The following is a 24,061-nucleotide window of genomic DNA, read 5'->3' on the forward strand; positions in this document are numbered from 1 at the left end:
ACTGGAGCTTGACTGTGTCACAATTATCAATTATTTTTGGTGAGCGGCTGAAATTACGATTGTAAATTAAATCTTGACACAGTTTATTTTACACTCCCGATAATGGCGAAGGAGATTTATGCCCACCGGCGCCCAACAGCATGCCCCATACTCCACTAACATTCCTCCCCCTACACCATCAACACCCCTCTAAATCCCCTCACTCCATAATACGACGACGCCCCATTATGATACACAAACACATGATCATACCTACGATCCCCAAACAATGCCCCTCCCAGCTTCCTGATCTCCTTCGGCGTATCAATCCAGCTGGATGTTTTCAGGTCAAACTCCCCTAACTCCTGCAACTGCCTGTACTCTGCCTCCGTTAACAAACGAATCCCCATCGCTTCCGCCATGGCCACCGCGCTATCGCCCGGCTTATGCTCCTTCCGGGCAGCCAGCGCTTCGGCATCATAACATACATTACGGCGCTCCCTGGGCGTTTCCACAGAACAATCACAAAAAATAATCTCTCCTGTTTTCTTATCCCTTCCTATTACATCGGGTTCGCCGCCGGTTTCTTCCATCTGCTGCAACGACCAGCACTTCCCCGGTGCAGCTTCCAGCCGCTCCTGTACCTCCTCCCAGGTAATGCCTTTATGCCGTGACTTATTTTTCTCGAAACGGGTTTGCAGGATATGCAGCAGCGCCTCGCGCGCTGTAGCAGATAAACGGTTTTCAGTAGCTTTCTTTTTTGCCATATAGGTTAATTTAAACAACGGGAAACGGCACAGTACGCCGTATCCCCTTACTGCTAATTTAAAATTTAATCCCCAGCAGTCAAGGCGGGTGAACGTAAAAAGCGGCTGTATCATGAAATGATACAGCCGCATTCGGCTACCCATTTTTTTAGATCACTGCAATCCTACCTCTTCCAATTTATTCCAACTCCCCAAACAACCACTAATCAACACCCCATCTTGCCTGCTACACCCCTCCACCCAACACCAAATCAACACCCCCATTTTTGCCTCCATCCCCCCTACTTCCCAAACACCTCCTTCAACTTCGCATCCAACTCCTCACTACTCCCTATCCATCGGCCGATAATCCGGCCTTCTTTATCCAGCAATATCTTCGTAGGAAATGCCACAATCCCGTAGGCATTCACCGCATCAAACGCCTCAATCCCTTCATTATTCAATACATTCACCCAATGAATACCGTCCTGCTCAATAGCCGCCAGCCACCCTTTGCGGTTCTTTTCCAGGTCAGCGCCATTCTCCGACGCAATCCCTACAATCTCCAACCCCTCCGGCTTGTACTTTTCATACAACTCCTTTAAATGCGGATGCGAAGCACGACAAGGATGGCACCACGTACCCCAGAAATCCAGGAGCACATAACGGCCCTTCAGCGTAGCCAGGCTCACCTCGTTGCCATGCGCATCTTTCTTTCGCAGGTCGATCGCTGCCTTGCCTACGGATGTCGCTTCCTGGCTCGCAATTTTAGCTGCAACAAAGCGCCCGTACCAACTCTGCCTGGCATCCGGTCCGATTTTGCCAAAGGCCTGCTTCAGGGTATCAAACTCCATAAATACATGCGTGCGGTATAGGTAGTACATACTCAGTATAGCATTCGGATACCGCGCCGTAAATTCATTCTCCAATGCCCGCTGCTCTTTCGCTTTGGCGCCGTATATCTTATTCGCTACCTTCCGGAATCCACTACCCGACTGATACGCCGCCGCCGAATCGCGTATAGCCCTCCACGTGGCATGATCCATCCGGGCTTGCTGTGGCCGGATGGCAGCCCACTCCTGGTTCCCTTTTCCGCCACGTACACTTGCGGCATAGATGGCATTGGCATCTCCCCTGATAATAATTTCCTCATTAGACAATACAAATGATAAATATGGCGCGGTAAGTACCTGACCGTCTACCACCGCTTCCAGCGCAGGGTTTCCCTTCAGGCTGAAATACGCGATCACCGGCTCGCTTACCTTCCCCCGCATCACCAGATACCCTTTCTCAACCGTGAACGCACTGTCCGCCTCACGCTTCTCCCCATCCATGTACACCAGCCAGGGTTTATACTTTTTATAATTACTTAACTTGATTTTCAGCGTGTATCCCTGTTGGGCAAAGCTGGCAGCCACCGCCAACAGGCAGCTGAATAAAAGCAGTATCTTCTTCATAGCATGATTGGTTGGTTAAGGATTATTGCCCATGTTGGGATTATTGTCCATTACGTAAATCGGGAAGCGCATGGTCAGGCGCTCCGGCCTCAGTTTATACGTGCCCGTTATATTCCCTTTTATATCCACAATATGATGGGTATCGCCTACCGTGCCGGCAAAGTCAGGGTCGACGGACAACCGCCGCATATCCAGCCAGCGATTACCGGTGATGGCCATTTCGCGGATACGCTCTTCCAGGATGTATTTCACCAAAGCGAGCTTATTGCCTACCACTGCCGCCTCCACCGGCGCTTCGGACGCCGGCACGCGGGTAAGGCGGAAGTTTTTGACATCCTCCGCTGCCTCCGCCAACTGCCCCAGGCGAGCCTTGCACTCGGCAGCCAACAGGTACACATCCGGCACCGTTACGCCCAGGTTGGCATACGACTGCCCCCAGGCACGTAACATGCCGTTAGGATAGGTTTCATAGGTAATCCAGGTTTGAGGACTGTAAAACTTCAGCCTTTCATCGCCAGGCGTAAACAAGGCCGCAGCCCAACTGCTGAGGATCACGCCGTCCAGCCCCGCCGCATACATACGGGTGGCGGATTTCATATAGGCCACTTCTTTATCCAAGTCCACCATCAGCCTGCTGGGACCGTACATGGGGTCTATCGGCAGAAATATGCCACCCGGCGCAAATTCTTTATGATAATCATACAACCCTACATTGGTAGTTGCCTGAGGCAAAGCATCAATGAATGCATTCAACAACGGCGCCGCCTCGTCAAACTTTTGCATGAACACATACACCTTCCCCAACATCGCCTGCGCCGTAGGCCGTGCCGCCCGGGCGCGGTTGCTGATAGTAGCCGGCAGCAGCGGGATAGCCTCCTTAAGGTCCGCAATGATCTGATCGTATAATTGCTGCACCGTAGCACGGGTAAAGGTAGTCTGCGTCACATCCGGCGTCATAAACAACGGCGAAGCCAGGTCCGTAGCCGCTGTAGCCGCATGGTAAGGCTTCCCGTATAAATTCACGAGCATAAAATGCACCCAGGCCCTTCCCGTAAGCGCTTCCGCCAATATCGATTTCTTTTGCGCCTCCGTGCCGCCCGTGGATGCCATCACCTCCTTGATCACCTTATTGTAGCTATAGACCTGCTTTACAAACGCTGTAATCTCTGAATCGGTAATACTGGGTAGGTAAATATCATCCGCCCATTTGAACGCCTCCTGGTCCGCCAGCGTGCTGGCCCCAAAGCCAAGCGTCGTAAAGTTCGGGGAGCCGGTCACTTCATCCCCCATCACCATAGGGGAAAATGTCATAAACTGATGCAGGGACGACTGGTTCAATATCAGGTCATAATCCACCGTCTTTTGCGCTATCAGCTTACCCTTCGGCGTTACTTCCAAAAAATCCTTCTTGCAGCTCCCCAGGCTTATCATGGAAAGTGAGAGTACTGCTATATTTCTTACAACCTTTTTCATGCATAATCAGTTTTAGAGCGTTAAATGAGCGCCAACAGTAATGGCCTTCTGGTTGAATGGCATCGCGGCGGCGGAACCCGGGGCCGTATTGTTCGAGAATTCAGGATCAAGGCCATACCGGTTAGCCTTCCATAACATCAGGTTGGAAAGCTGCGCGCGGAAACTGAGGCCCTCCGCACGGAGCAGCTGCAATACCTTCGCCGGCACCTGGTAGGAGAGCGTGATATCCCTCACCTTGATGTAGGAAGCATCCACCACATTCACATCCCCCTTTGTATAATAATTGATATACCTGCGACTGCTGCTGGTCGATGCATTGGCTATAAACCCCGGGATATCGGTCACCTTCTCGTCCCCCGGTTGGCGCCAGCGATTGGCAAACTCTTCGTGAATATTACCCGCCCTGAAGTTCAGGTAGCTCACATTCACCGTGCCTGAATACAGCGTATTCACAGGGCGGTACATCACATTTCCCATATTAAAGATCATGTTAACGGACAACGTAAATCCCCTGTACGTAAACATATTCGCGAAACCGCCGCTCCATACCGGCTGATACACGCCCTTATACACAATGTCTTCCGGCTTGCTCACATTCTGCGCCTTCGTGATCTTTCCATCGGCCAGTTGGATTTGCGGATCGCCCATAGCGTCCAGCCCGGCGTATTTATAGGCGAATACGGAAAACGCCGGATAGTCGACCACGTAATTTTTGCCGATCATTTGATCCCCGCGGGTAATAGGCGTAGTAATAAGCCCGAGGTTGGTCAGTTTATTTTTATTGTAGGAAAGATTCAACGTGCTGCTCCAGCTAAAATCCCGCGTTTGCAGGTTCACGCTGTTCAGCGCCACATCCAGCCCGTTATTATTAAGCGATCCTACGTTCCCGAAAATGAAATTCGCGCCGGCCAGCGGATTCACCGGCAGGTTGCCCAGCAGGTTTTCCGTACGCTTCTTATACACGTCTATCGATCCGCTCAGCCTTCCGTGCAGCACGGTAAAGTCAATACCCAGGTTATAGGTTTTGGTACTTTCCCAGGTCAGGTCCGGGTTACTCAGCGTGGCAATCGCCAGCGCCTGGCCTCCCGGTACATATCTTACAATGGAAGGGTTAAAAATATCATAGGAAGATGCAGAGCCGGGTCTGGGGGAAATGCCCGTCAGCCCATAAGTGGCGCGGATGCTCAATGCCTCCATCCACGTGGCCGGCTGAAGGAAAGGTTCGTTCCCGACATTCCATTTTCCACCAACACTCCATACCGGCTTGCGTTGCGCGGCCCTGTTGAGGCCAAAGAGGTTACTCTGGTCGTTACGCCAGCTGGCATTCAGGTTGTACTTACGGTTAAACATATACGCCACGTTCCCATAATAGGAAGTAAAGCGGGATAACGGCACGGACTCCGACTCCCCGAAATAAGCGCCCGTTTCCGAATCGCCGGCAGAAAGCTTGGAGCTCACCTTGTCGATCTGGTTCGGCAATATCGGATACATCACGCCGGTGGTAGTAAGGGATTTATAATCCAGTAACGGGAAGGTCTGTAAATCCACGTCATACCCGTACACGGTACTTCTGTTCTGCACGGTCCGTTGCTGCTGGGCTTCAGCGCCGGCAAGGGCCGTCAGCTGATGTTTTCCGCCCTGCCAGTTTTTATCATAATACAGTTGGTTTCTCACCACCCAATTATCCAGGGAGGTGTTGTACACGGTGTACTTCCCGCCCTTGGTTGGCATGTTGTAATTCACCACGCCATTGCTGCCTACTACGGCGAAGTTCAGGATGTTGTACCGCTGCTGGTAGTTACTAACGTCAACGTATAAACGACGCCTGCCTGATTCCTTCACATACCCGTACATCCCCTCGAAACGCAGGCCCTTATACAGCTGCACGGTAAGCCCCGTATTAAAACGGCCATTGAAAGTAGCGGCTTTCGTATAGCCGGTGTTCGCGTTCTCTATGGGATTGTAATTCATATTGATCTTCCCGGCATTCTCAATATCCGGCCGCTGGCGCTCACTGAGGTAGCCCATAAACGGCATGTCGATCGGGCGGCCGCTGCCATCCCTGAAAAGCTGGTAAGGGATAAACCGGTTATCCGCCACGATGGCGCGGTTATCATTGGTGTTATTATTCGTGAGGTCCGCGCTGATGAATACTTTCAGCCACCGGTTGAAGTTAAAATCCTGGCGGGTATTCAGCTTAAACGTCTTATCGCTGCTGCCGGGCAGGTACGACTGGTTATCCGTATAGGCGAAAGAGTTATAGAAAGTATGTTTCTCCGAACCGCCGCTTACGGAAATAGTATGGTTCATCAGCCTGGCCGGGCGGTACAGGTCGCCGATGGATGCCAGGTTGCCGATGCGGGAAAGACTGTCCAGTTTGGCATTGCCCTGCTCCTGTGTAAGTACGCCGCGACTGATGTCATACAATATCTGCCGGTCCGGCGAAAGGCCGTACACGGAGTTCAGCGGATCATACGTCGTAGCGCGGGTGTATGGCATGTACACCGGGTCAAATACTTCTTTGGCTGCCTTGATATACTCGCTGCTGTTCATCATGGGAAAATAATCGTACTGCGGCTTGCCCTGAAAATTCACAAACCCGTCATAGCTCACTTTGAGCTTACCCGCCTTTCCCTTTTTTGTGGTAATGACGATAACGCCGTTGGAAGCCCTGGCTCCCCAGATGCTCGCCGCAGTAGCATCTTTCAGCACGGTAATATCCGCAACGTCCTGCGGGTTGACGGTCGTGATCTTGTTTACATCCATGGCAATACCATCCACCACTACGAGAGGATTTTTGTCGGAGTTGATCGTGTTCAGCCCCCTGATCAGAAACGGCGTGCCATCCGCAGTGGCGCTGGGGGAATTGTTGATCACCAGGCCTGGTATCTGGCCATCCAGGCGTTGCAGGATGTTCATGCTGGTAGAGCGTTCTGCAATCACTTTCATGTCGGGCTTGGCATAAGAGCCGGCGCTGCGCTCTTTGGAGATCGTCTGGTAGCCGGTGGATACCGCTACATTCACTTCATTGAGCGCGGTTACTTTCGTGCGAAGCGTAACGGTTGCCAGGTCCCCATGGCCGTTCAGCTTAATTTCCAGGGCTTCCACATTGAGCCCTGAAAACAGGAGGGTGCTGTTGGACCCTACCCCGCTGATGGCGAAACGCCCGTCGCTGCCGGAAATGGCGCCCTTCGCCTTACCTTTCTCCTGGATGCTTACGCCGGCTACCGGCATACCGCTTTCGTCACGGACGATGCCTTCCACATTGATCATAGAAGCAATCACCGTATCTTTTACGACTACCGTTTTTGCCACGATCGCATAGGTCAGCGGTTGATCCTTAAAGATGATGCGCAGCACGTCTTTCAGCGGCATCTCCTTTACTTCCAGGGATACCGGCGTCGCCTTGCCAAGCATGGCATCGTTGTAAAAAAACTGGTAACCGCTTTGCCGCTTCAGCTCCGGCAGCAGCCGTGAAAGCGGTTGTTGCTTAGCGCTCAGGCTAATGTTTTGCGCCCATAACGGCTGCGCGGCAATGGTTAGTACTGCTACCCATACCATCGTTCTCCATCGCTGTTTGAATGGCTGCATCGCCCGATTGCCCTTAGTTTGCGGACAGGTTGTCCCCTTAGCAGATGACTGCATAATTTTGGTTGGTTTTAGACTTATAAAATTTTGGTCGCTGTGCGGCGATACTACCTGGATAACACCGTTAATTTCCGTCCTTCCAGTTTGAAATGAACCCTGCTCATTTCGAGAATAGTCAGTAATTCAGTAAGTGTGACCGAGCGGCTGAATCCACCGGTAAAAGTATCGGTTGGCTGTGCGCCCTCGTACACGATTTCTATATCGTACCACCTGGCAACGTCCTGCATGACGTAAGTCAGGCTGCGGCTTTTGTATTCAAAGTTGCCGTCTTTCCAGGCGGTGGCTGTTGCTACGTCGGCAGCGGCCAGTGTGATACCTGTGCTGTTATTGGATAAAACCGCCTGCTGGCCGGGCCTGAGCACCTGGCTCGCCGTTCCGTTGGTTACCCGTACGCTGCCGGATACCAGCGTTACTTCCAGGCCTGGCTCTTCTTCATAAGCTTTTATATTAAAGGAGGTGCCCAACACCTCTATTCGCCTGTTGTTATGCTTTACGATAAATGGCCGCGATGCATCTGTAGCGATGTCGAACCATACCTGCCCGGTAACGGTCACTTCGCGGCGGTCCGCCGGGAATCCCGCGGGATAGGTGATAGACGATCCTGCGTCGAGGATGGCCAGCGTACCATCGGATAATTTCACGGGGTATTGCTGCCCCCTGCGGGTGGTGAGCGTATTGTACAGCAAGGCGGCCGAAGTGGCGTTGCCTTTATATTCCACCGTACCATTGACGGCGGCAACCTGCGTACTTCCCTGCATGAGCGACAACCCCGCCCCTGCGCTGTCCAGCGGCACCACCGTGCCATCCGCCAGTGTGAGGGTGGCGCCGGTAACGCCCGGCATCACATCATTTTTATAGGCCGCCCTGGCTACTTTAGCCATGGGCATGGGAGCGGCCTGGTGGCGATGAAGGTAATAGAAGCACGCACACCCTATCAGCAGGACGGCTGCCGCGGCTGCCCGCAAAGGATAGTACCGCCGCGGATTACGCGGCGCTGCCAGTACACGATGCAATATCTTTTCCCCCCTATCCCCCATTTTTGACTCCTCCTTACCCCACCAGGACTGCATTTCAGCGGACAGACCTTCGTCCTCCCCGTGCGTGGCGAGCAGTTGCCAAAACTCCTGCAGCTCCTCAGCAGAGGCATCTCCGGCGGCATATTTCCCGAATAAAAATGTTAATCGTTTCGACTGGTCAGACATCTGTGAAAAAGTGGCTTATATATAACAGACGCGCCAAATAGAGCGGGGAGGTATTGGGAGAAGAAATTTTTTTTGAAGCCAGGCAAAATAAATCGCCAGAACCGGCTACCATGGCCACCTACAACGTGGGAAAAAATTTTTATTTTTTTGACTCCATATAAAAATAAAGCAGCGCCGCCCCTTCCATACCACGCTTATGCAGGAACTCCCTGATGGATTGCAGCGCGTGCGACATCGTCTTTTTCACGGTTTGCGTGGAAAGGTTCAGCCGCCGGGCGATTTGCTCATGTGTGAGCCCCTGCTCGCGGGAGAGCGTGAATACCAGTTTCCGCTGGGGCGACAACTGGCGGATGGCTTCCTGCAACAGTTCCCGCGCTTCGCTGTCCAGCAGCTTATCAGCGGCATCGTCTACCGTGGCATGCTCCATCTGCCGGGCTACATATTGCTGCATTTTGCGCTGGCTGGCCGTGTAACGGAAAAAGCTGATAGCTTTATTATAGGCGACTTTGGACAGGAAGGAGTCCATGTTTTGAATTTCAGTGATCAACTCCCGCCCTGTCCATAACTTAGTGAAGATATCGTAGAGTAGCTCCTCTGCTATTTCGTGGGACCTGGTCATCCGCAGCAGGTAAGTATAAACCTTATTCGAATAGCGATGATACAGTGCTGTAAAAGACTGCTCATCTCCTTCCGCAATTCGGCGCAAGACGTCAATTTCACTATAGTTGGACTCCCCGGACATACCGGGGATAAAAATAGTAAAAAAGATAGCAACCGCACAAGTATCTCTGCCGGCATCAGCGCACGGGATCAATTCCTTTATGCGTGGGCGTTACCTGCCGGATGCTCCCGTCTTCATTAAAATACAACCGGTCGATGCACACCTCCCGGCTATAACCCGCGGCCCTTCCCCAACGGATGCCACTGGGATAATTGAACCGGTGATAAACGATGTACCACTCGTCCTTCCCGGGAACCTGTATGATGGAATTATGGCCCGTGGCATAAATACCGGCCGCCGTATCCTTCGCTATCACCAGGTTATTGGCAGGCACTTTAATAGGGCCTGCCGGCGCGTCGGCCGTGCCATACCGCACCCGGTAATCTTCGCTGCGGGTATCGTTTTCCGACCAGAGGAAATAATATTTTCCGTTGCGGTAAAAAACAGTCGTGCCTTCCCGGAACGTCGCATCAGGGGTGATCACCTTAAACGTCCCCTCCTTCAGCGAACGCATATCGGCGGAGAGCTCTGACACCGCCATATACCCGTTGCCCCAATAGAGGAAATATTTATCGCTTACGGGATCATGGAAAACCTCCGGATCTATTTCCTGGCCGCGGTTTACGCCTTGCGGGCGTTTATCGATCAGGGGATGGCCGATATCGTGAAACGGCCCCGCCGGATCATCGCCAACAGCTAAACCGATTTTCTGCTCAGCCGTGTAATAATAGTAATATTTATACCCATCGCCTTCCTTACGCTCGATGATGCACGGCGCCCAGGCCTTGGTATGGGCCCAGGTTACGTCTGTCCCGAGGTCCAGCACTTTACCTTCCTCCTTCCAGCGGACGAGGTCAGGCGAGGAAAAACATTTGAAGTAGGCGCCCGACCAGCCGGCAAATCCATCGCTCGTGGGATAGATGTAGTACTTGCCGGTTTTGGCGGCATACAGCACGTCCGGGTCAGCATAAAAGCCATCCAGCACGGTGTTGTTATTGGCCACTGCTACCACGGACCATACTTCCGCCGGGCGGCCCTGGATGCTTACCTTATAGTCGACCTTCCCTTTTGAAAAATCCGTCCCCAGCTTCGTGATGCGCACGCCGGGCGCCAGTTCAAACGCTGGCTGCAGGCGCTTCAGGTCCGTTCCAGGCTTTACCATCACCTGCACCGTACGGCGGGCCGTGTCCATGGTGATGTTCTGCCGGCGGATAGCCGGATCATGAATGGTACCCATAAAACCCGCTGCTGTAGCATACTTGGTAATCAACCGCGCTAATTCCGCCCCGGTAATCGGCATCACCGTGCCGTGCCGCGGCTGAAAATCCATGCTGACCTCCTTGTCCACTACCTCAAAATGCTGCAGGTCTTTACTTTTTGTGAACTGGTATTTGCCCGAAGTGTACATATCGTACATCAGGATGTAACCCTCGTTGTTATTGAGTTTGAAGACGCCGCTGCCTTCCACGGGTTGCTGCGTTTGCTGCACTTCCCCGTGGCGGAGCTGATAGCCGCCGTTCACCCTATCGGAAACGGCTACACGAATACCGGGTTTGCCATCTTCCGTTTTGAAAAAGAGGTAGTAACGGTTATCTTTTTCAATGATATCCCCGTCAATACAGGCGCCGTTGTTCGGGCTGAAATACAGCTGTGCAGGCGCGGTGGCGAGGTCTGTGAAATCATCGTTGGCGTAGGCGTAATAAATTTTATCAGGCTCCTGGCCGTGTTTCATGGACCAGTACACCATGTATTTGCCGGCTTTTTTATCGTAAATCGTTTGCGGCGCCCATACGCGAAGCAAACTATCATTCCCCGGAAACCGTTGCTGGATATTGATAATAGCAGACGACCAGTTGATCAGGTCCGTAGATTTCAGCAGTGCCATGGCCCGGTTGCTGTTCCAGCCGTTAGCGGACACCATATCCGTAACCGCCATGTAAAACGTTTTACCATCCTGCCCGCGGAGGATGTGCGGATCACGCACACCGCCGGTGGAACTGATAGCGGCCGACGATATGACCGGTTCATTATTGTTCAGCGAACGGAAACGGTAGCCATCAGTGCTGATGGCGTAACGGACCGCTTCATCGCTTTTGCGGTTGCCGGTGAAGTACACGAACAGGTAAGCGCTGTCTGAAACGGCCGCCAGCAGCGCAGTTGGCGCGACGGCGAGGAGAAGGAGCAGTAAATTAGGCGCAAGATTTATCAGCAGCCTTTCTGATTGAAGTACACGCAGCAACCGGTTCATCAAGGTTTAAATTTAATCACTGTCAACGAATAAGGCGCAAGTTTAATACCGGTATTTGTTTTCATATCGGCGCTGCCGGCCACTGTGCGGGCGCCTGTTCTGGCAGGGTCCCCGGAAAGTTCCAGCTTCTCCGCCTTTACTTCCCTGGAAAGGATCCCGCTCAGATCCATATCCACACTGGCTTCCACCGGCAGCATATTCACCAGTTTCACGATCACCTCTCCTGCCTTATTGCGGGTAATGGAGCTGGCAAAGCGTTTGCCGGCGCCATCCTGCGGGCCGGAGCGTGTAACCGTTGCCGGTATATAGGTATTGCCGGCATATTTCCCGAAGAGCTGCTGCACTTCGTAGTTAACGGTAGTCTTCACTTCCGTATTGTTGAAATAGATGAGGTCCGGCCGCCATTGCGTATGCCCTTCCCTGGCCAGCAGCGGCGCGTAGGAAGCCATGGAAACTACGTCCCCGTTGCGTTCCAGGCTGGTGAGGTAAAGCGCTTCCGCCAGGGCGGATTCTAAATTATTCACCCTGCCGGCCGCATGGGCGGCGTATTCCCCGAGATACACTTTCGATTTGTTCCGGTCGTACCTGTCGTAGAAATCCTGGTGGTTGATAAACCATCCCGGCGACTGGTAATAGTGTTCATCCACGCAATCGATATGCAGCGCATCGGCAATTTTCCAGCCTTCCTCATAATCAGTGCCTTTCCAAAACGGCCCTACTGTACCGATGACGGTAATTTCAGGATGTTTTTCCTTCACGGCTTTTATGATCATGGCATAGCGTTCCTCGAAGACGTCCGATATCAGGTCCTCGTTGCCAATGCCGATGTATTGCAGGTTAAACGGCGCGGGGTGGCCGGCGGCGGCGCGTTTTTTACCCCAGGTGGTGCTGGCGCTGCCGTTGGCATATTCGATCAGGTCCAGTATATCCTGGATATAGGCGGGCATATCGGCCATGGGAATGCCTCCCTGCTGGCCTCCGCCGCCAGTGCCGGAGTTCTGGCAGGACACGCCGGCGGCGATCACCGGCAGCGGCGCTGCGCCAATGTCCTCGCAGAACTGGAAGTATTCGAAGTAGCCGAGTCCGGCCGACTGGTGATACCCCCAGAGGTTGCGCTGTGGCTTACGCGCTTCCAGCGGTCCGATGGTATTTTTCCAGCGGTAGATGTTGCCCAGGCCATCGCCATGCGCCACGCAGCCGCCCGGGAAGCGGACGAAGCGGGGATGCAGGGCGGCGATGCTGGCGGCGAGGTCCGCCCGGAGGCCGTTGGGCCGGTTCCTGAATGTATTTTGCGGAAAGAGGGAAACCATGTCTATTGCGCTGGCGCCGGCGGCGAGCGGTTTTATTTCCAGGCGGGCGTTGGCGTCGCCGCTGGTGGCGGTGAGTTGGGTTTGTTTTTTCGTCCATGCGTTGCCGTTATAGCGCAGGGTGGCGCTGGCAAGCGTTTTACCGTTCGCGGATACGAGGCTCACCGAATAAGCGGCCTGTTTGCTGCCGATGGGTTTTGCGAACATGGAAAAGTTGAATTTGCTGCCGGCGGGCACGTTAATGCCGTCGAAACCGCTGTTTTGCAGGCTGCCGCCGGGTTGGGCGACTGTGATAACTGCGTAGTGCTTATTGTTTTCGTGGATGGCGCCGGCGCTGTCGATGCGCAGTTCCAGGCCGCTGGCGGTCCAGGAATGCGTGCTGTTCCAGGAGCGATCGCTGTAGTCTTTATCGGCCGGGGTGTATTCGAAGTCGCGGTTTTGGATCAGTTCCGCGTACAGTCCACCGTCGGCGGCGTAGTTGATATCTTCGAAGAACACGCCCATGAGCATATCGCTGATGGGCTTTGCCTGCTGCGGTTGCGCTTTGATGGCGACCTGCAGGGGTTTCAGCCTGGCGAATCGGGTAGCGTCGTTGGCGGTGCTTTCCGCATCCTGCAGGCGACTGTATTGTTCAATTTCGTATGTCCGTTCCAGCTGTTCCACCACGCGCCAGGGCACGTAATGCAGTTGTCCGTAACCTTTGCCGGTTGGCAGTTCCAGCGTTATGCTGGGGTTGGGAACGGCGGCCACTTCTTTCGGCGTCGTATAGTCTTTAAAGTTAGTAGTGGCAATTTGAAAATATTGCTGCGTACTGTCGTGATAGGTGATTTGGTACAGGTTGGCGGCGCTGTTGTACGTCACCACAGGGTTACAGAAATTCTTTCCTTTGGTAAGAGCCGGGTAGCTTTGCCTGCCCCAGTTGGCAAGGTCCGCCGAGGCCGCGTGGCCGAAGGCGGGCTCCCTTTCGTTGAGGGCCCATACGAGGTGCCACTGCCCTTGCTGGTCCGTGAAGAGGAACGGGTGGAGCATCCGTTTTTCGCTGCCCCAGCGGCCATAGTCGCTGCGGAGGTAGCTGAATTCGTTGCCGATGGGCGTCCAGTGCTGTTTATCCTTGCTCCAGGCGAAGTGCAACCCGTTATGGTGGCCGTTTTTAGCGGTGCCGTAGGAGAACAGGTACACCGAGTCAGGGTGGCCGGGTGGCGTACCTGCCGTGCTGGTAAGTGGCGCTATATAAAATACAATAATTGTAAAAAAGACTTTTAAAACAACATCTTTCATAACATTAGTGGAATAGGTAAATAACGTGTTAAACGGGAAAGCTCTAAAATAGGATTTAAATATATAATTGTCAATATTACATTTATAAGCGGGGAAATTATTTTTTGGGTGGGGGGAGAAAGAAATGGCTGCGGGGAATATGGAAAAGTCCTGCGGCAATTTTCGCAGGGAGGCTGCCGTATATTGGCAAGGAAGCGCCATTAACGGCTGCCCATGTAATTTCCCTGAAGAAACAGCTTTTTTTCATTTCCCTTTAAGTGCCGTTGCTCTCCCGGCTTACCCGTAAAGTATTTGCCCCGCCGCTCCCCCACAAGAAAACTTCCCAGCCCATTCCACTCATTTACAATACCTTACCTGTAAAAACATATAGCCGTTCCCGTTAAATACCGTGAAAACACGGTACCCCTCCGGTTGTTTTTCCCATTGCCGCCTCCCCTTGTGATATTTACTTTTGATTCTTAACCGAAGCTACTGTTACCAAAACACTCAGAGATGAAATTTATGCTGGTTTTACTGTTACTTGTATCCGTGCATCTGCTGATATACTTACATCATCCGCGGTCTGTTTTCCCGGACTACAATTCGTTCGTCGTTCCTTACAACAATTTACAGGCGACTGCTGTTTCTGATTCGGAAGCAACGGCGCCCGCTTTCACTGGGTCTGATCAATATTGTCCTTATCCGGCGCTATCTTATTAGCGCAGTGTATCGTTCCCCAAAGATTCGGGCGGTGCTGCTGTCCTACCGGCGGCGCCTCCCTTTTTCGGAATGCATTATAAAAACGATTTTATACAATTTGATGATTTAATCCCTAAAACTTCAAATGATGGAACAACAATTCGCATCTGGTAAGGAAATCAACCTCGAAGAGGCCCGCCGGATTATGGAAGCTCGCAAAAGCTACTACCGTAAAATGGAACTTGGGCTGCGGATAGCCACCGGCATCCTGCACGACGAGGCAGTAACCAACTATTTCCTGAGCAATGACAACGGATTCCTGTTTAGCAGGGCTGAACTGACCGCCCTGCTCGACAGTGGCGCTGAATGCTTTATGGTGGTGGCAGGCGCGCACCCCGAAGCCAGCGAGACTTTCAAAAAAGGTGACCCTACGGTAATGGTCATCCCCTGTAAGCCTCCCGTACTTAAAGACATGAATGCCGCATTGGAAAATGGCGTTATCCTGGAAGCTACCGGCATGAAAGAGGGCAGCGCGCTGCTCAAATCTGCCATAGCCGCCGGCGATCCTCCTTATGTGGGAGTGGAACACCCGCCGGCAACCAATGTAACCCAGATTCAAAATGCTTCCTGACGGTGACAGCAGATTTTCGCCGGAACTTCAGTATTTTGCGTAAATACATCCCCATTAGCGTACTATACCAATGGCCTTATGCATCTACAGGAAGTCTTGAGCGAAATCTCGATCTGGATCGTAGTATGCCCGCTTATAACGGGTATCTACTGCTTCAGGTACACGTCGGCAGATACCAGAATTATACTGGGGATAGTAGCACTTGCTACTATCCCTCAGCTTATGAGAGCTTTCATCCTTAAAGGACCCATGCTGAATACAACATACAATCTGTACACTTTAGCAGAAATTGCACTTATAGGCAGGCTCTTATACCCTAAAATCATACATAAACACCGGCAACGGTTATTTATTATCACAACGTGTTTAGTAACGCTCTTCAATATTGGCATAGTAGGCTGGAATGGTTTGTCGGCCCGATTCATCAGCGAAGCCGTATCCGTCAACAACCTGGTGTACACCGGGTGGATACTGCTCATCATCCTCGATCAGTACGAAGTAACGGACGGGATATCTCCCTCCCAGCCCTTCTTCTGGTACCTCACCGGGATCCTGTTGTACGCGCCCTGCACTATGCTGGTATTTTCATTATGGCAGTATATCAAAATTCACCCGGACTCACTGATGACCCGGCTCTGGGTGATACAGAGTATTTTTAACATCACTATGTATGGCCTCTTTACCATCGGAATATGGAAGGATTATCGTACACAAACTGCCAACATAGCTCATTATCGTGAAAATGGAAAATGACATCATCTTAAGCATTGTAATGGCCACCCTGTTGTTCCTCCTGCTGATCAGCTTTATCATCGCCTTCTGGATGATATACCTGCGACGCAAAGCCGCCCACCAACAGGAAAAACAACAATTAAAATCCACCTACGACCAGGAACTACTCCGGGCGCAGCTGGAAATCAAGGAACAAACACAAAAGAACATCTCGCAGGAAATACATGACAACATCGGTCAGGTACTCAGCCTCGTCAAACTTCACGTGAGCACCATGGATGCTGCCAATACCAACGACCTGCACGAAAAAATTACCGACTCAAAGAAACTGCTTACCAAAGCCATTCACGACCTGCGCAACCTTAGCCGCAGCCTCGATACGGACCTCATCACCGAAAAAGGCCTCTGCGCCGGCATCGCACAGGAAGTGGAAATCCTCCGCCGTACGGGCGCCTATGAAATCGATTTCCAGATAGAAGGCAATCCCGTTCGCGTGGAAGCCAACAAAGAATTGATACTATTTCGTATATTTCAGGAAGTTTTAAACAACATTATCAAGCACGCGCAAGCCACCTCCATCCGTATCCTGCTGGATTATCGCCCCGATCAGTGCCTCATGGAAATAGCAGATAACGGGAAAGGCATCACCTCCCGGCTGCAACAACAGGAAACCAGCGGTATAGGGCTGCGCAGCATGTATAAACGAAGCAATCTTATCGGCGCGGCACTCCACATTACAGACAACCTGCCCAGCGGCACCGTCGTAAAAGTGAACCTGCCCTACCTGCTTCCACAACAACTGATATGAATAAAAAGATCAGCATAGTACTGGTGGATGACCACGCCCTTTTCCGTAAAGGCCTCGGTACCCTTATCGCCAGTTTCGACGACTATAATCTCCTGTTTGAAGCCAACAACGGCAAGGAACTTATCAGCCGCCTTACGGCGGACAACCTGCCGGATATCATCCTGCTCGACATCAATATGCCGGAAATGGATGGTTATGAAACCTGCCTCTGGCTGAAGAAGAATTATCCTGCGGTGAAAGTCCTGGCATTATCCATGTACGACAACGAGCAATCCATCGTCCGCATGTTCAAAGCCGGCGCCAAAGGCTACATCCTGAAAGACAGCGAGCCGTCCGAACTCCGCGAAGCCATGAACTCCGTAATCAACAAAGGCTTCTACTATTCCGAAATGGTGACCGGCAAACTGATTCACTCCATCAACGAAGCCGAGGAAGAAGGCAACACCACGCGCTTCGCCACCAACCTCACGGAAAAAGAAATCACCTTCCTCAAACTCGTTTGCACGGAACTGACCTATAAGGAAATAGCCGACCAGATGTGCCTCAGCGCCCGTACCATCGACGGCTACCGCGACAACCTCTTTGCAAAACTGCAGGTGAAAACCAGAGTAGGCCTGGTAACCTACGCTCTCAAACACGGGATTGTGATGCTGGATAAATTACCGTAAAACTTTTTAGGAAGGATATTGATTTTTTCCCGCAAAGCGGCATAAGGGAAATGTTGCTGAATGCTGCTTTGCGGGAAAAAAGCTGAATTATAAAACAAAACACAAACCTTTGCGGACCTAAAATCCTTCCCTCCTTTGCGAGAAAAAAACCGTTGGATAAAAACAAAACACAAACCTTTGCGAGCTTAAAATCCTTCCCCGCTTTGCGAGAAAAAAACCCCGTCGGATAAAAACAAAACACAAACCTTTGCGAGCTTAAAATCCTTCCCCGCTTTGCGAGAAAAAACCCCCGCTATTCAAACCACAACATAATCTCGTTCCCAATCGCATCAATCAGCTGCTGATCCTTCACCAAATCCATCTTCCAGCCGCTTTTCGCGCAGCGAATGATACCCAGGCTCTCATCATTCAGCATCACCTCCGCCTGGTAACACACTCCCTTACTGCAGGTATCGGCAATGGGTATGGCCTCCCCCTTGTACTGCACGCCTTTCACCTCAAACTGCAGCGGTATCACATTCGATTCCAGCTGTGCGATGAACTGCTTCAAAAATGCGATCAGGTGTTTGCGCTGCGTAGCGCCGGAGGTACTCCACTTGGGCTTATCCGCCCGCTTATGCGCGATCTTGAATTTAAGCCCGGTCATAGTCGTCATATAATCGTTGGCATTTTCCTTTACTGCACTTTGGTGCGCCAGTATATACCAGTGATAAGCAGTGCCTACCGGCACCCCTGAGCCTTCCGGCGCCTTGCCCGTGCGCCGCTTCATCACTTTGTAGGAAATTTCCCATAAATCGGGCGTAATCTTCGTTTCCTTCCAATCCCCCTGATCGTAATGCCAATGGTGGCCTCTGCCTACCTGTACGCCGGTGTATTGCCGGCCTTCATACTCCTTGAACCTGTTATAGCTGTCGGACTTGGTAGTGGCCTTTCTCCGTTTGGCTACCGGCTTCTTCCTTGTAGTGGCAGTTTTCATAATTTGACTTTTTAGTACATATATATGCCAACAAAAAACAAACCATCATGCAGGGAAACTTTGCCGCCGGCGGCCTCTGCGGAACGTTTCAGGTAATTTCAAGGTCAGGCGCCGCGGCCATACTCATGCCGCAGCAAGGCATACACGTGCATATCCTCGTACACGTCGTTCTGGCGCTGCCAGTCGCGCAGCAGCCCCTCCTTTACAAAGCCGAACAGGTCCAGTATAGCGGTCACGTCAGCTTTGAGGTTCACGACCTCCGCCTGTATGCGATGCAGCTCCAGTTCCTGGTAAGCGTAGCGCAACACGGCATGCATCGCCTCTGTCATAAACCCTTTTTTCCACCAGTTGCTGGAAATATCAAAGCTGAAGGTAGCCCTGTTGCTGCTGTTGAAATGATGCAGCCCTATGGTGCCGATCACCTGTCGGCTACCTTTGAGGATCATTGCCCAACGTACACCTTCTTTTTCCTTAAAGGCCTTGTGGTAATGCCGGATCAGCTCCATGGCCTTGCCCATGGTGGAAAAAGGTATTACATGGTAAAACCTTACCACATGCGGGTCGGTGAAAAGAAAGTAGATGTCTTCCAGCATGTCCATAGTGATCGGTTCCAAAAGCAAACGGTCCGTAGTCAACTGCGGGAAGATTTCGGGCAGTTTCTTCATACGTGCAATTAGTTTTTATAGTACACTAAATATAGGTCAGAGCGAAATTAATTCATTCCGCAGCGCAAATAAAACTAATCCTGTCCGTGATTTTATATGGAACCGCTGAAAAATTTCCTGGCGGTAGTTATCGATCGTGTGTGGACTCAGGTTCATCTGGTCCGCAATTTCCTTGTAGGTAAGCTCGGAGCAGCATAATTGCAGGAATTTCAGCTCATTGTTGCTCAGTTCCAGTTCCGTGCCGCCGGCGCTGTTGCTGTTGCTTTGCAGGTTGCGCAGGAGCCGCAGGGTAACCAGGTCGTTCAGAAAATGCCCATGTTCCCGGATGGTCTTAATAGCGTTCAGCAGTTCCAGGGCTTTGGATTCTTTCAGCAGGTACCCGCCCGCGCCGCTGCGCAGCATGCGGATGATCGCCTTGTCATCCTCCCGCATGGAAAGGGCGAGGACGTGTATATCCGGGTACTGCTGCCGCACCCAGGCCGTAGCGGCAAATCCGTCCATAACGGGCATGGTTATATCCATCAGGATAACTTCGGGGATAACCCGCGCAGTGGCGAAGCGCTGCTGCATTTCAAGGCCGTCTGCCGCTTCAAAAACGATGTCTATTTCCGGGTACTCTGAGAGTAGACTGATGAGGCCCTGGCGGAACAGGGTATGATCATCTATGATGGCGATAGGGATTGGGTTAGCGGGATTTTTATTCATATGTATGGAATTGATATAGCTCCTGGGTTCAGGGGAATCATCTGCCAGCAATGGAACTTAGCAGGGTTACCGGCGCTCCTCCGCATAGGGAAAATAAGGATCGCCATTCACCCGTAAGGAATAGTGATAGCGACTTCCGTGCCCGCGCCCGGGGCCGAATGTATCACCGCTTCTCCGCCGATCATACCCGCTCGTTTATGCAGGTTATGCAACCCCATGCCCTTCTGCATCTTCAGCACTTCCGGTACATTAAACCCGACCCCGTCATCCGCAATGGCAAGGCGGAGCCGCTGCTGCCGGTAATCCAGGTTAATCCGGATTTCCTTTGCCCGGGCATGGCGGAAAATATTATGCAGGGATTCCTGGAACAGCCGGTACACCATAGTTTCCTTATCCCTGCTGGCCGGGATTTCCGGGACGTTATGATCGTAGATTACCTGGTATTGCCGGGCCTTCGCCATCCATTCCAGCTCTGTGGCAATGGCGGCCACCAAACCCCGGCTCAGCTGCTCTTCCCCATGCAGGAGGCGGGCCAGGGCCCTCACCTCTTTGACGGACCTTTTCGCAAATTCCGTAGCGGCATCGATCTTTTCCATGGCACGCTGGCCGTCGTCCGGGTTGATAGCGCTTAACGTCATAATCGTAAGACCGAGCAGCTGCCCAATATTATCATGTAGGTCCAGCGCGATGGTCTTCAGCGTTTGTTCCCTTACCTCCATTTGCGATTTCAGCAACTCATGTTCAAAGGCTTTTTTCAGCTCCTCTTTTTCTTCCATGTGTTTTTTCTTTCGCTTGTTATACAGGGAGAAATAATATATCAGGAACAACGGCGCGATTAAAAAAATCAGGGTGATCAGACTGAAGAGGAAGAGGAATTCCTTTGACGATATCTGCATAGAAATGAGTATGACCAACAACAATATAACAATACATTCAGAATATTGAAAACAATGTAGCGGAGCGGAAAGGGCAAATTCATGACTGCATCCGACACCAGGTAATCAAAGAAAATATTGGAGGCCGTACTGCCGAAATAATACAGCAGCGTACCACTTATCCACCAGAAGGGGGCATGCACGCGGAGCTCCACGTAATGATCATCCCTGATCACCAGCAGGAAGTAGTACAGGCAGGCCACGATAAACACCACGGACATTACGGAGGCGGAGATATTGGCGAACACATACCATCCCCGTATATACGTTTCCGTTACAAATACCAGTAACAGCGCCGCCAGGATCAGGTAATACCACTTCCCGGTTTTGAGGTAAGGCTTTAAATGATAATACAGGAAGGACCAGATGACCGTCATTTCCACGTATTGATACAGATTGTACAACCAGGTGTTACTGACGTGCAGCTGCCTGCGGAGGTAGATGCCGGCCATTTCCGTCAGGCAAACGAGGCCGAGGTAAGGGATCATGCGCTTCCAGGCGGCGGATTCGTCGCGATGCAGACAAATCCCCGCCACCAGGAAGCAGGTTAGCTCAACAGCAGTATTAACGGTTAACAGCATGTGATGAGTTTATTCTTCCATGAGCAGCGCGCCTTTTTCCGGGCAGTCGCCAGGAGGGCAAAGCTCTCCTTTATTTTCCGGGGAGGCATCCCGCAGGAAGGCTTTACCTGCCAGCAGCTTCCCACGCGGTTCCCTGGTAATGAAATCGATGTGGATACTATCCCCCTGCTTATTCACCCCGTCGTACGTGGGCACCATGATCAGGGTAGTCCGGTTCCAGTAAGCCATCGGCGGTATTTTTTCATACTTGCCGGCAGCAGTTTGTTCATGATAATTAAAATCATAGGCGGCTAAGTAAATCCGCAGCCCGCTCAGGGTATCATTACTCCGCATGATCGAATCCAGCTGGGAAATTTCCCCTTTCGGAAACCATACGCAGCGGGTGTCATGCAGGGAGTCGCGCTTCACCCACGACCTGGCAGAATCCTGGTAGCCGGCAATATACTGTACGCGCCGGCCGTAGTTGCGGACGTACGCGGCTGCCTGCGCGGGCGTCAGGTCCACGCCGCTAACATCGCTCAGGGCCGGACCGTCCGGCTGGTAATGGCGCTTAATATCTTCTTTCATGAGGAAATAGGTACCTCCTGCGCCTGTGGCAAAGCAGAAGATGCCAGTGAGTACGGCATGGGATAATTTCATGTGTCAGGTAATTTCCGGCAAGCTAATGCAAGCGGCGCAAGCGCCTGCCAGTAGATACCCGCTAAAAAAAGGTGAAAAACAGCTTTTGTTTTTTTGGGGAGAAAGAATAACTCCGCGGGGAACGTGGAAAAGTTAAATGGTTAGCCGCCCTATGCAGTATGCCAAAATGCACAAGCCCTCCGCTATGGGAGGGCCTGCGCCTGCTGAGATCTAAGAAAGGCTACTGTACTATTATCTTTTGCGTGTACACTTTACCGTTATGGCTTACTTCCAGGAAGTAGGTGCCGGCAGGCACATTGGCTACTTTCACTGTAAAACTGCCGCTGGTTTCCTGTTGTTGCACCAGGGCCTGGCGGCCGGCGCTGAGGAGTACCGCTTTTACGGGCGACTTACTATTATACTCCGGTAACTTCACGAAGATGTTACCGCCGGCGGATACCGGGTTAGGGTACACGTTGAAGGCGGTAGCGCCTTTACCGGCCGATGTGGAAGAAGGCGCGGTGGACATCTCTGCCAGCGTCACCGCGGAAGTCTTTTCCGTTGTGCCGGTGGTCTGCGCGATCACGGAGCCTACCACATTGCCTACCACCGTATAGTTAAAAGATTCCCAGCCGCCGATGGTGGCGCGGTTGGCATTCATAGGGGCGGCCCCGTTTTCGGAGCTGACATATAAATTATTGCTGGCTCTCAGGGAGATGGTGCCGTTGCTGTTGGATACCCAGGTAAACTTTTCCCAGTCCTGCGCCGTGGCACGGTTGGCATTCATGGGCTGGGTACCGTTTTCGGACGATACATATTTGGCCATGGAACGCAGTGCAATTTTGCCATTGCCGGCGTCCAGTACGGAAAACTGCTCCCAGCTGCCATAGGAAGCGCGGTTGCAGGTCATGGCGGTGGCGCCGTTTTCCCCGCTGACGTACAGGTTGTTGTTGCCGCGAAGGGTGATCACCTTCCCGATGGGCGCTGGGTTGCTGCCGCCGCCGCTGCGGGCTACCACAACTTCGTGAATGGCGGACAGGAGGGAATTGGCCCCGGTGGCGTCCTGGGACAGCTCCCAGATCATGATACCGCTGCCCTGGTCAAATGCCAGGTTGGTTTTTGCTTTGATGGTGGGGATGCCATTGTAGCCAACATTCCCGAATACGTCCGCATTGGGGCTGGCGCCACGTGCCAGCAGCTGGGCGTAGGACTCCCAGGTGGGGCGGCCATAAAACGGCACGCCCAGCACCAGTTTGGAAGCCGGCAGGCCCCGGCCCAGCCAGTAGTTCACTGATTGTGTGGCGTAGTTATAGGTAGAGTGATCGAAATCATTGTAGTCGTAGGCCATCAGGGTATAGAAGTCCACCAGCGCGAAGGCGCTGCTAAGAATACTGGACCCGCCGGTACCTACAATCGCCCCGGTAAGCAGCTTGCCCTGGTTGTGCATGGCGGTGCTGAGCTGTGTCATCAGCGAGATGTAGTTGTTCGCGGAAGCGCCGGCATCGGGGTATTCCCAGTCGATGTCCACCCCGTCCAGGTTGTACTGGTTCGCGAAATTGACCATGTTGTTCACGAAGTTTGTGCGATAGGTGGCATTGGCAGCGAGCGTTTCGAAGGCGCTGTCGTTCCCGTTATTCCAACCACCCACGGAGATCAGCACTTTTACATTATTAGCATGCGCGGTGGAAACAAGGCTTTGCAACTTGGAAGGATTTTCAATGGGCTGCAGTCCACCCGTTGCAGTGGGTAACAGGAACGCATAATTGATATGGGTTAATTTACTGTATTGCACGGCGCTTACGCTTCCTGCCCAGGAAGGCATATAGCCTACCACCCTGAAAGGCGTTTGGGCGCTGGCGGTGAGCAGGCAGCAAAGCAGGCAAAACAAACTGAATAGATTTGCTTTCATAAGGGAATTTTTACAGTGAGTAATAAGAAAGAAGCTTCGCCGCAAAAGTATCAGAATCAGTACTGGTATCATATTTATCGAGTACTACATTACTAC

The 24,061-nt window shown here is 52.2% G+C and carries 19 protein-coding genes; 4 read left to right on the plus strand and 15 right to left on the minus strand.

Features of this window, described 5'->3' with window-relative positions:
- Positions 1 to 170: 170 nt before the first annotated feature.
- The 8 genes from BOC67_RS21670 to BOC67_RS21705 form a co-directional block, all read right to left on the minus strand.
- Positions 171 to 746: a DUF4256 domain-containing protein gene (locus tag BOC67_RS21670; protein ID WP_291913556.1), complete on the minus strand. Its 576-nt coding sequence runs from the start codon at positions 744 to 746 to the stop codon at positions 171 to 173.
- A 281-nt stretch (positions 747 to 1,027) separates the two neighbouring features.
- The gene (locus tag BOC67_RS21675; protein WP_291913557.1) at positions 1,028 to 2,182 is read right to left on the minus strand and encodes a TlpA disulfide reductase family protein; all 1,155 of its coding nucleotides are present in this window, start codon (positions 2,180 to 2,182) and stop codon (positions 1,028 to 1,030) included.
- Between the two features lie 15 nt (positions 2,183 to 2,197).
- Positions 2,198 to 3,655: a RagB/SusD family nutrient uptake outer membrane protein gene (locus BOC67_RS21680; protein WP_291913558.1), complete on the minus strand. Its 1,458-nt coding sequence runs from the start codon at positions 3,653 to 3,655 to the stop codon at positions 2,198 to 2,200.
- 12 nt (positions 3,656 to 3,667) lie between these two features.
- A complete protein-coding gene (locus tag BOC67_RS21685; protein WP_291913559.1) occupies positions 3,668 to 7,246 on the minus strand; it encodes a SusC/RagA family TonB-linked outer membrane protein in 3,579 nt (1,192 codons plus the stop codon).
- Positions 7,247 to 7,350: 104 nt separating this feature from the next.
- Positions 7,351 to 8,505, minus strand: coding sequence for a FecR family protein (locus BOC67_RS21690; RefSeq protein ID WP_291913561.1), 1,155 nt, complete (start codon positions 8,503 to 8,505; stop codon positions 7,351 to 7,353).
- Positions 8,506 to 8,644: 139 nt separating this feature from the next.
- Entirely contained in the window at positions 8,645 to 9,211 is a 567-nt protein-coding gene (locus BOC67_RS21695) for an RNA polymerase sigma factor (RefSeq protein WP_291913565.1), read from the minus strand.
- A gap of 91 nt (positions 9,212 to 9,302) precedes the next feature.
- On the minus strand, positions 9,303 to 11,474 hold the full coding sequence (locus BOC67_RS21700) for a family 43 glycosylhydrolase (protein ID WP_291913567.1): 2,172 nt from the start codon (positions 11,472 to 11,474) through the stop codon (positions 9,303 to 9,305).
- The gene (locus tag BOC67_RS21705; RefSeq protein ID WP_291913569.1) at positions 11,474 to 14,059 is read right to left on the minus strand and encodes an alpha-L-arabinofuranosidase C-terminal domain-containing protein; all 2,586 of its coding nucleotides are present in this window, start codon (positions 14,057 to 14,059) and stop codon (positions 11,474 to 11,476) included. Before BOC67_RS21705 ends, BOC67_RS21700 begins: the two co-directional genes overlap by 1 nt.
- 823 nt (positions 14,060 to 14,882) lie before the next feature.
- Between BOC67_RS21705 and BOC67_RS21710 the strand changes: the two genes are divergently transcribed.
- From BOC67_RS21710 to BOC67_RS21725, 4 genes are all read left to right on the plus strand, one after another.
- Positions 14,883 to 15,368 carry a hypothetical protein gene (locus BOC67_RS21710; RefSeq protein WP_291913571.1) on the plus strand — a complete coding sequence of 162 codons (486 nt, stop codon included), beginning with the start codon at positions 14,883 to 14,885 and terminating at the stop codon, positions 15,366 to 15,368.
- A gap of 408 nt (positions 15,369 to 15,776) precedes the next feature.
- Positions 15,777 to 16,121, plus strand: a complete 345-nt coding sequence (locus BOC67_RS21715; protein ID WP_291913573.1) for a hypothetical protein — start codon at positions 15,777 to 15,779, stop codon at positions 16,119 to 16,121.
- Entirely contained in the window at positions 16,111 to 16,908 is a 798-nt protein-coding gene (locus BOC67_RS21720; protein ID WP_291913575.1) for an ATP-binding protein, read from the plus strand. The genes BOC67_RS21715 and BOC67_RS21720 overlap by 11 nt, the downstream gene beginning before the upstream one ends.
- Positions 16,905 to 17,576: a response regulator transcription factor gene (locus tag BOC67_RS21725; RefSeq protein ID WP_291913577.1), complete on the plus strand. Its 672-nt coding sequence runs from the start codon at positions 16,905 to 16,907 to the stop codon at positions 17,574 to 17,576. The genes BOC67_RS21720 and BOC67_RS21725 overlap by 4 nt, the downstream gene beginning before the upstream one ends.
- A gap of 292 nt (positions 17,577 to 17,868) precedes the next feature.
- Here BOC67_RS21725 and BOC67_RS21730 read toward each other — a convergent pair whose 3' ends face one another.
- The 7 genes from BOC67_RS21730 to BOC67_RS21760 form a co-directional block, all read right to left on the minus strand.
- The gene (locus tag BOC67_RS21730) at positions 17,869 to 18,552 is read right to left on the minus strand and encodes a hypothetical protein (protein WP_291913579.1); all 684 of its coding nucleotides are present in this window, start codon (positions 18,550 to 18,552) and stop codon (positions 17,869 to 17,871) included.
- 104 nt (positions 18,553 to 18,656) lie between these two features.
- Positions 18,657 to 19,217, minus strand: a complete 561-nt coding sequence (locus BOC67_RS21735; protein ID WP_291913581.1) for a GNAT family protein — start codon at positions 19,215 to 19,217, stop codon at positions 18,657 to 18,659.
- Between the two features lie 36 nt (positions 19,218 to 19,253).
- Positions 19,254 to 19,922 carry a response regulator transcription factor gene (locus BOC67_RS21740; RefSeq protein ID WP_291913584.1) on the minus strand — a complete coding sequence of 223 codons (669 nt, stop codon included), beginning with the start codon at positions 19,920 to 19,922 and terminating at the stop codon, positions 19,254 to 19,256.
- Between the two features lie 107 nt (positions 19,923 to 20,029).
- Entirely contained in the window at positions 20,030 to 20,818 is a 789-nt protein-coding gene (locus BOC67_RS21745) for an ATP-binding protein (RefSeq protein ID WP_291913586.1), read from the minus strand.
- Positions 20,776 to 21,438: a hypothetical protein gene (locus BOC67_RS21750; RefSeq protein ID WP_291913589.1), complete on the minus strand. Its 663-nt coding sequence runs from the start codon at positions 21,436 to 21,438 to the stop codon at positions 20,776 to 20,778. The genes BOC67_RS21745 and BOC67_RS21750 overlap by 43 nt, the downstream gene beginning before the upstream one ends.
- Positions 21,439 to 21,447: 9 nt before the next feature.
- The gene (locus tag BOC67_RS21755) at positions 21,448 to 22,077 is read right to left on the minus strand and encodes a hypothetical protein (protein WP_291913592.1); all 630 of its coding nucleotides are present in this window, start codon (positions 22,075 to 22,077) and stop codon (positions 21,448 to 21,450) included.
- A gap of 220 nt (positions 22,078 to 22,297) precedes the next feature.
- Positions 22,298 to 23,965 carry a glycosyl hydrolase family 18 protein gene (locus tag BOC67_RS21760; protein WP_291913594.1) on the minus strand — a complete coding sequence of 556 codons (1,668 nt, stop codon included), beginning with the start codon at positions 23,963 to 23,965 and terminating at the stop codon, positions 22,298 to 22,300.
- Positions 23,966 to 24,061 lie beyond the last annotated feature (96 nt).

This window comes from Chitinophaga sp. CB10 (assembly GCA_001870995.2).
Taxonomy (GTDB): Bacteria; Bacteroidota; Bacteroidia; order Chitinophagales; family Chitinophagaceae; genus Chitinophaga.

Coding starts and splice junctions, on each gene's coding strand:
- BOC67_RS21725 (WP_291913577.1), top strand. CDS start 16,905: ATGAATAAAAAGATCAGCATAGTACTGGTGGATGACCACGCCCTTTTC.
- BOC67_RS21755 (WP_291913592.1), bottom strand. CDS start 22,077: ATGAAATTATCCCATGCCGTACTCACTGGCATCTTCTGCTTTGCCACA.
- BOC67_RS21720 (WP_291913575.1), top strand. CDS start 16,111: ATGGAAAATGACATCATCTTAAGCATTGTAATGGCCACCCTGTTGTTC.
- BOC67_RS21705 (WP_291913569.1), bottom strand. CDS start 14,059: ATGAAAGATGTTGTTTTAAAAGTCTTTTTTACAATTATTGTATTTTAT.
- BOC67_RS21740 (WP_291913584.1), bottom strand. CDS start 19,922: ATGAATAAAAATCCCGCTAACCCAATCCCTATCGCCATCATAGATGAT.
- BOC67_RS21735 (WP_291913581.1), bottom strand. CDS start 19,217: ATGAAGAAACTGCCCGAAATCTTCCCGCAGTTGACTACGGACCGTTTG.
- BOC67_RS21710 (WP_291913571.1), top strand. CDS start 14,883: ATGATGGAACAACAATTCGCATCTGGTAAGGAAATCAACCTCGAAGAG.
- BOC67_RS21760 (WP_291913594.1), bottom strand. CDS start 23,965: ATGAAAGCAAATCTATTCAGTTTGTTTTGCCTGCTTTGCTGCCTGCTC.
- BOC67_RS21690 (WP_291913561.1), bottom strand. CDS start 8,505: ATGTCTGACCAGTCGAAACGATTAACATTTTTATTCGGGAAATATGCC.
- BOC67_RS21675 (WP_291913557.1), bottom strand. CDS start 2,182: ATGAAGAAGATACTGCTTTTATTCAGCTGCCTGTTGGCGGTGGCTGCC.
- BOC67_RS21730 (WP_291913579.1), bottom strand. CDS start 18,552: ATGAAAACTGCCACTACAAGGAAGAAGCCGGTAGCCAAACGGAGAAAG.
- BOC67_RS21700 (WP_291913567.1), bottom strand. CDS start 11,474: ATGAACCGGTTGCTGCGTGTACTTCAATCAGAAAGGCTGCTGATAAAT.
- BOC67_RS21745 (WP_291913586.1), bottom strand. CDS start 20,818: ATGCAGATATCGTCAAAGGAATTCCTCTTCCTCTTCAGTCTGATCACC.
- BOC67_RS21750 (WP_291913589.1), bottom strand. CDS start 21,438: ATGCTGTTAACCGTTAATACTGCTGTTGAGCTAACCTGCTTCCTGGTG.
- BOC67_RS21680 (WP_291913558.1), bottom strand. CDS start 3,655: ATGAAAAAGGTTGTAAGAAATATAGCAGTACTCTCACTTTCCATGATA.
- BOC67_RS21670 (WP_291913556.1), bottom strand. CDS start 746: ATGGCAAAAAAGAAAGCTACTGAAAACCGTTTATCTGCTACAGCGCGC.
- BOC67_RS21685 (WP_291913559.1), bottom strand. CDS start 7,246: ATGCAGCCATTCAAACAGCGATGGAGAACGATGGTATGGGTAGCAGTA.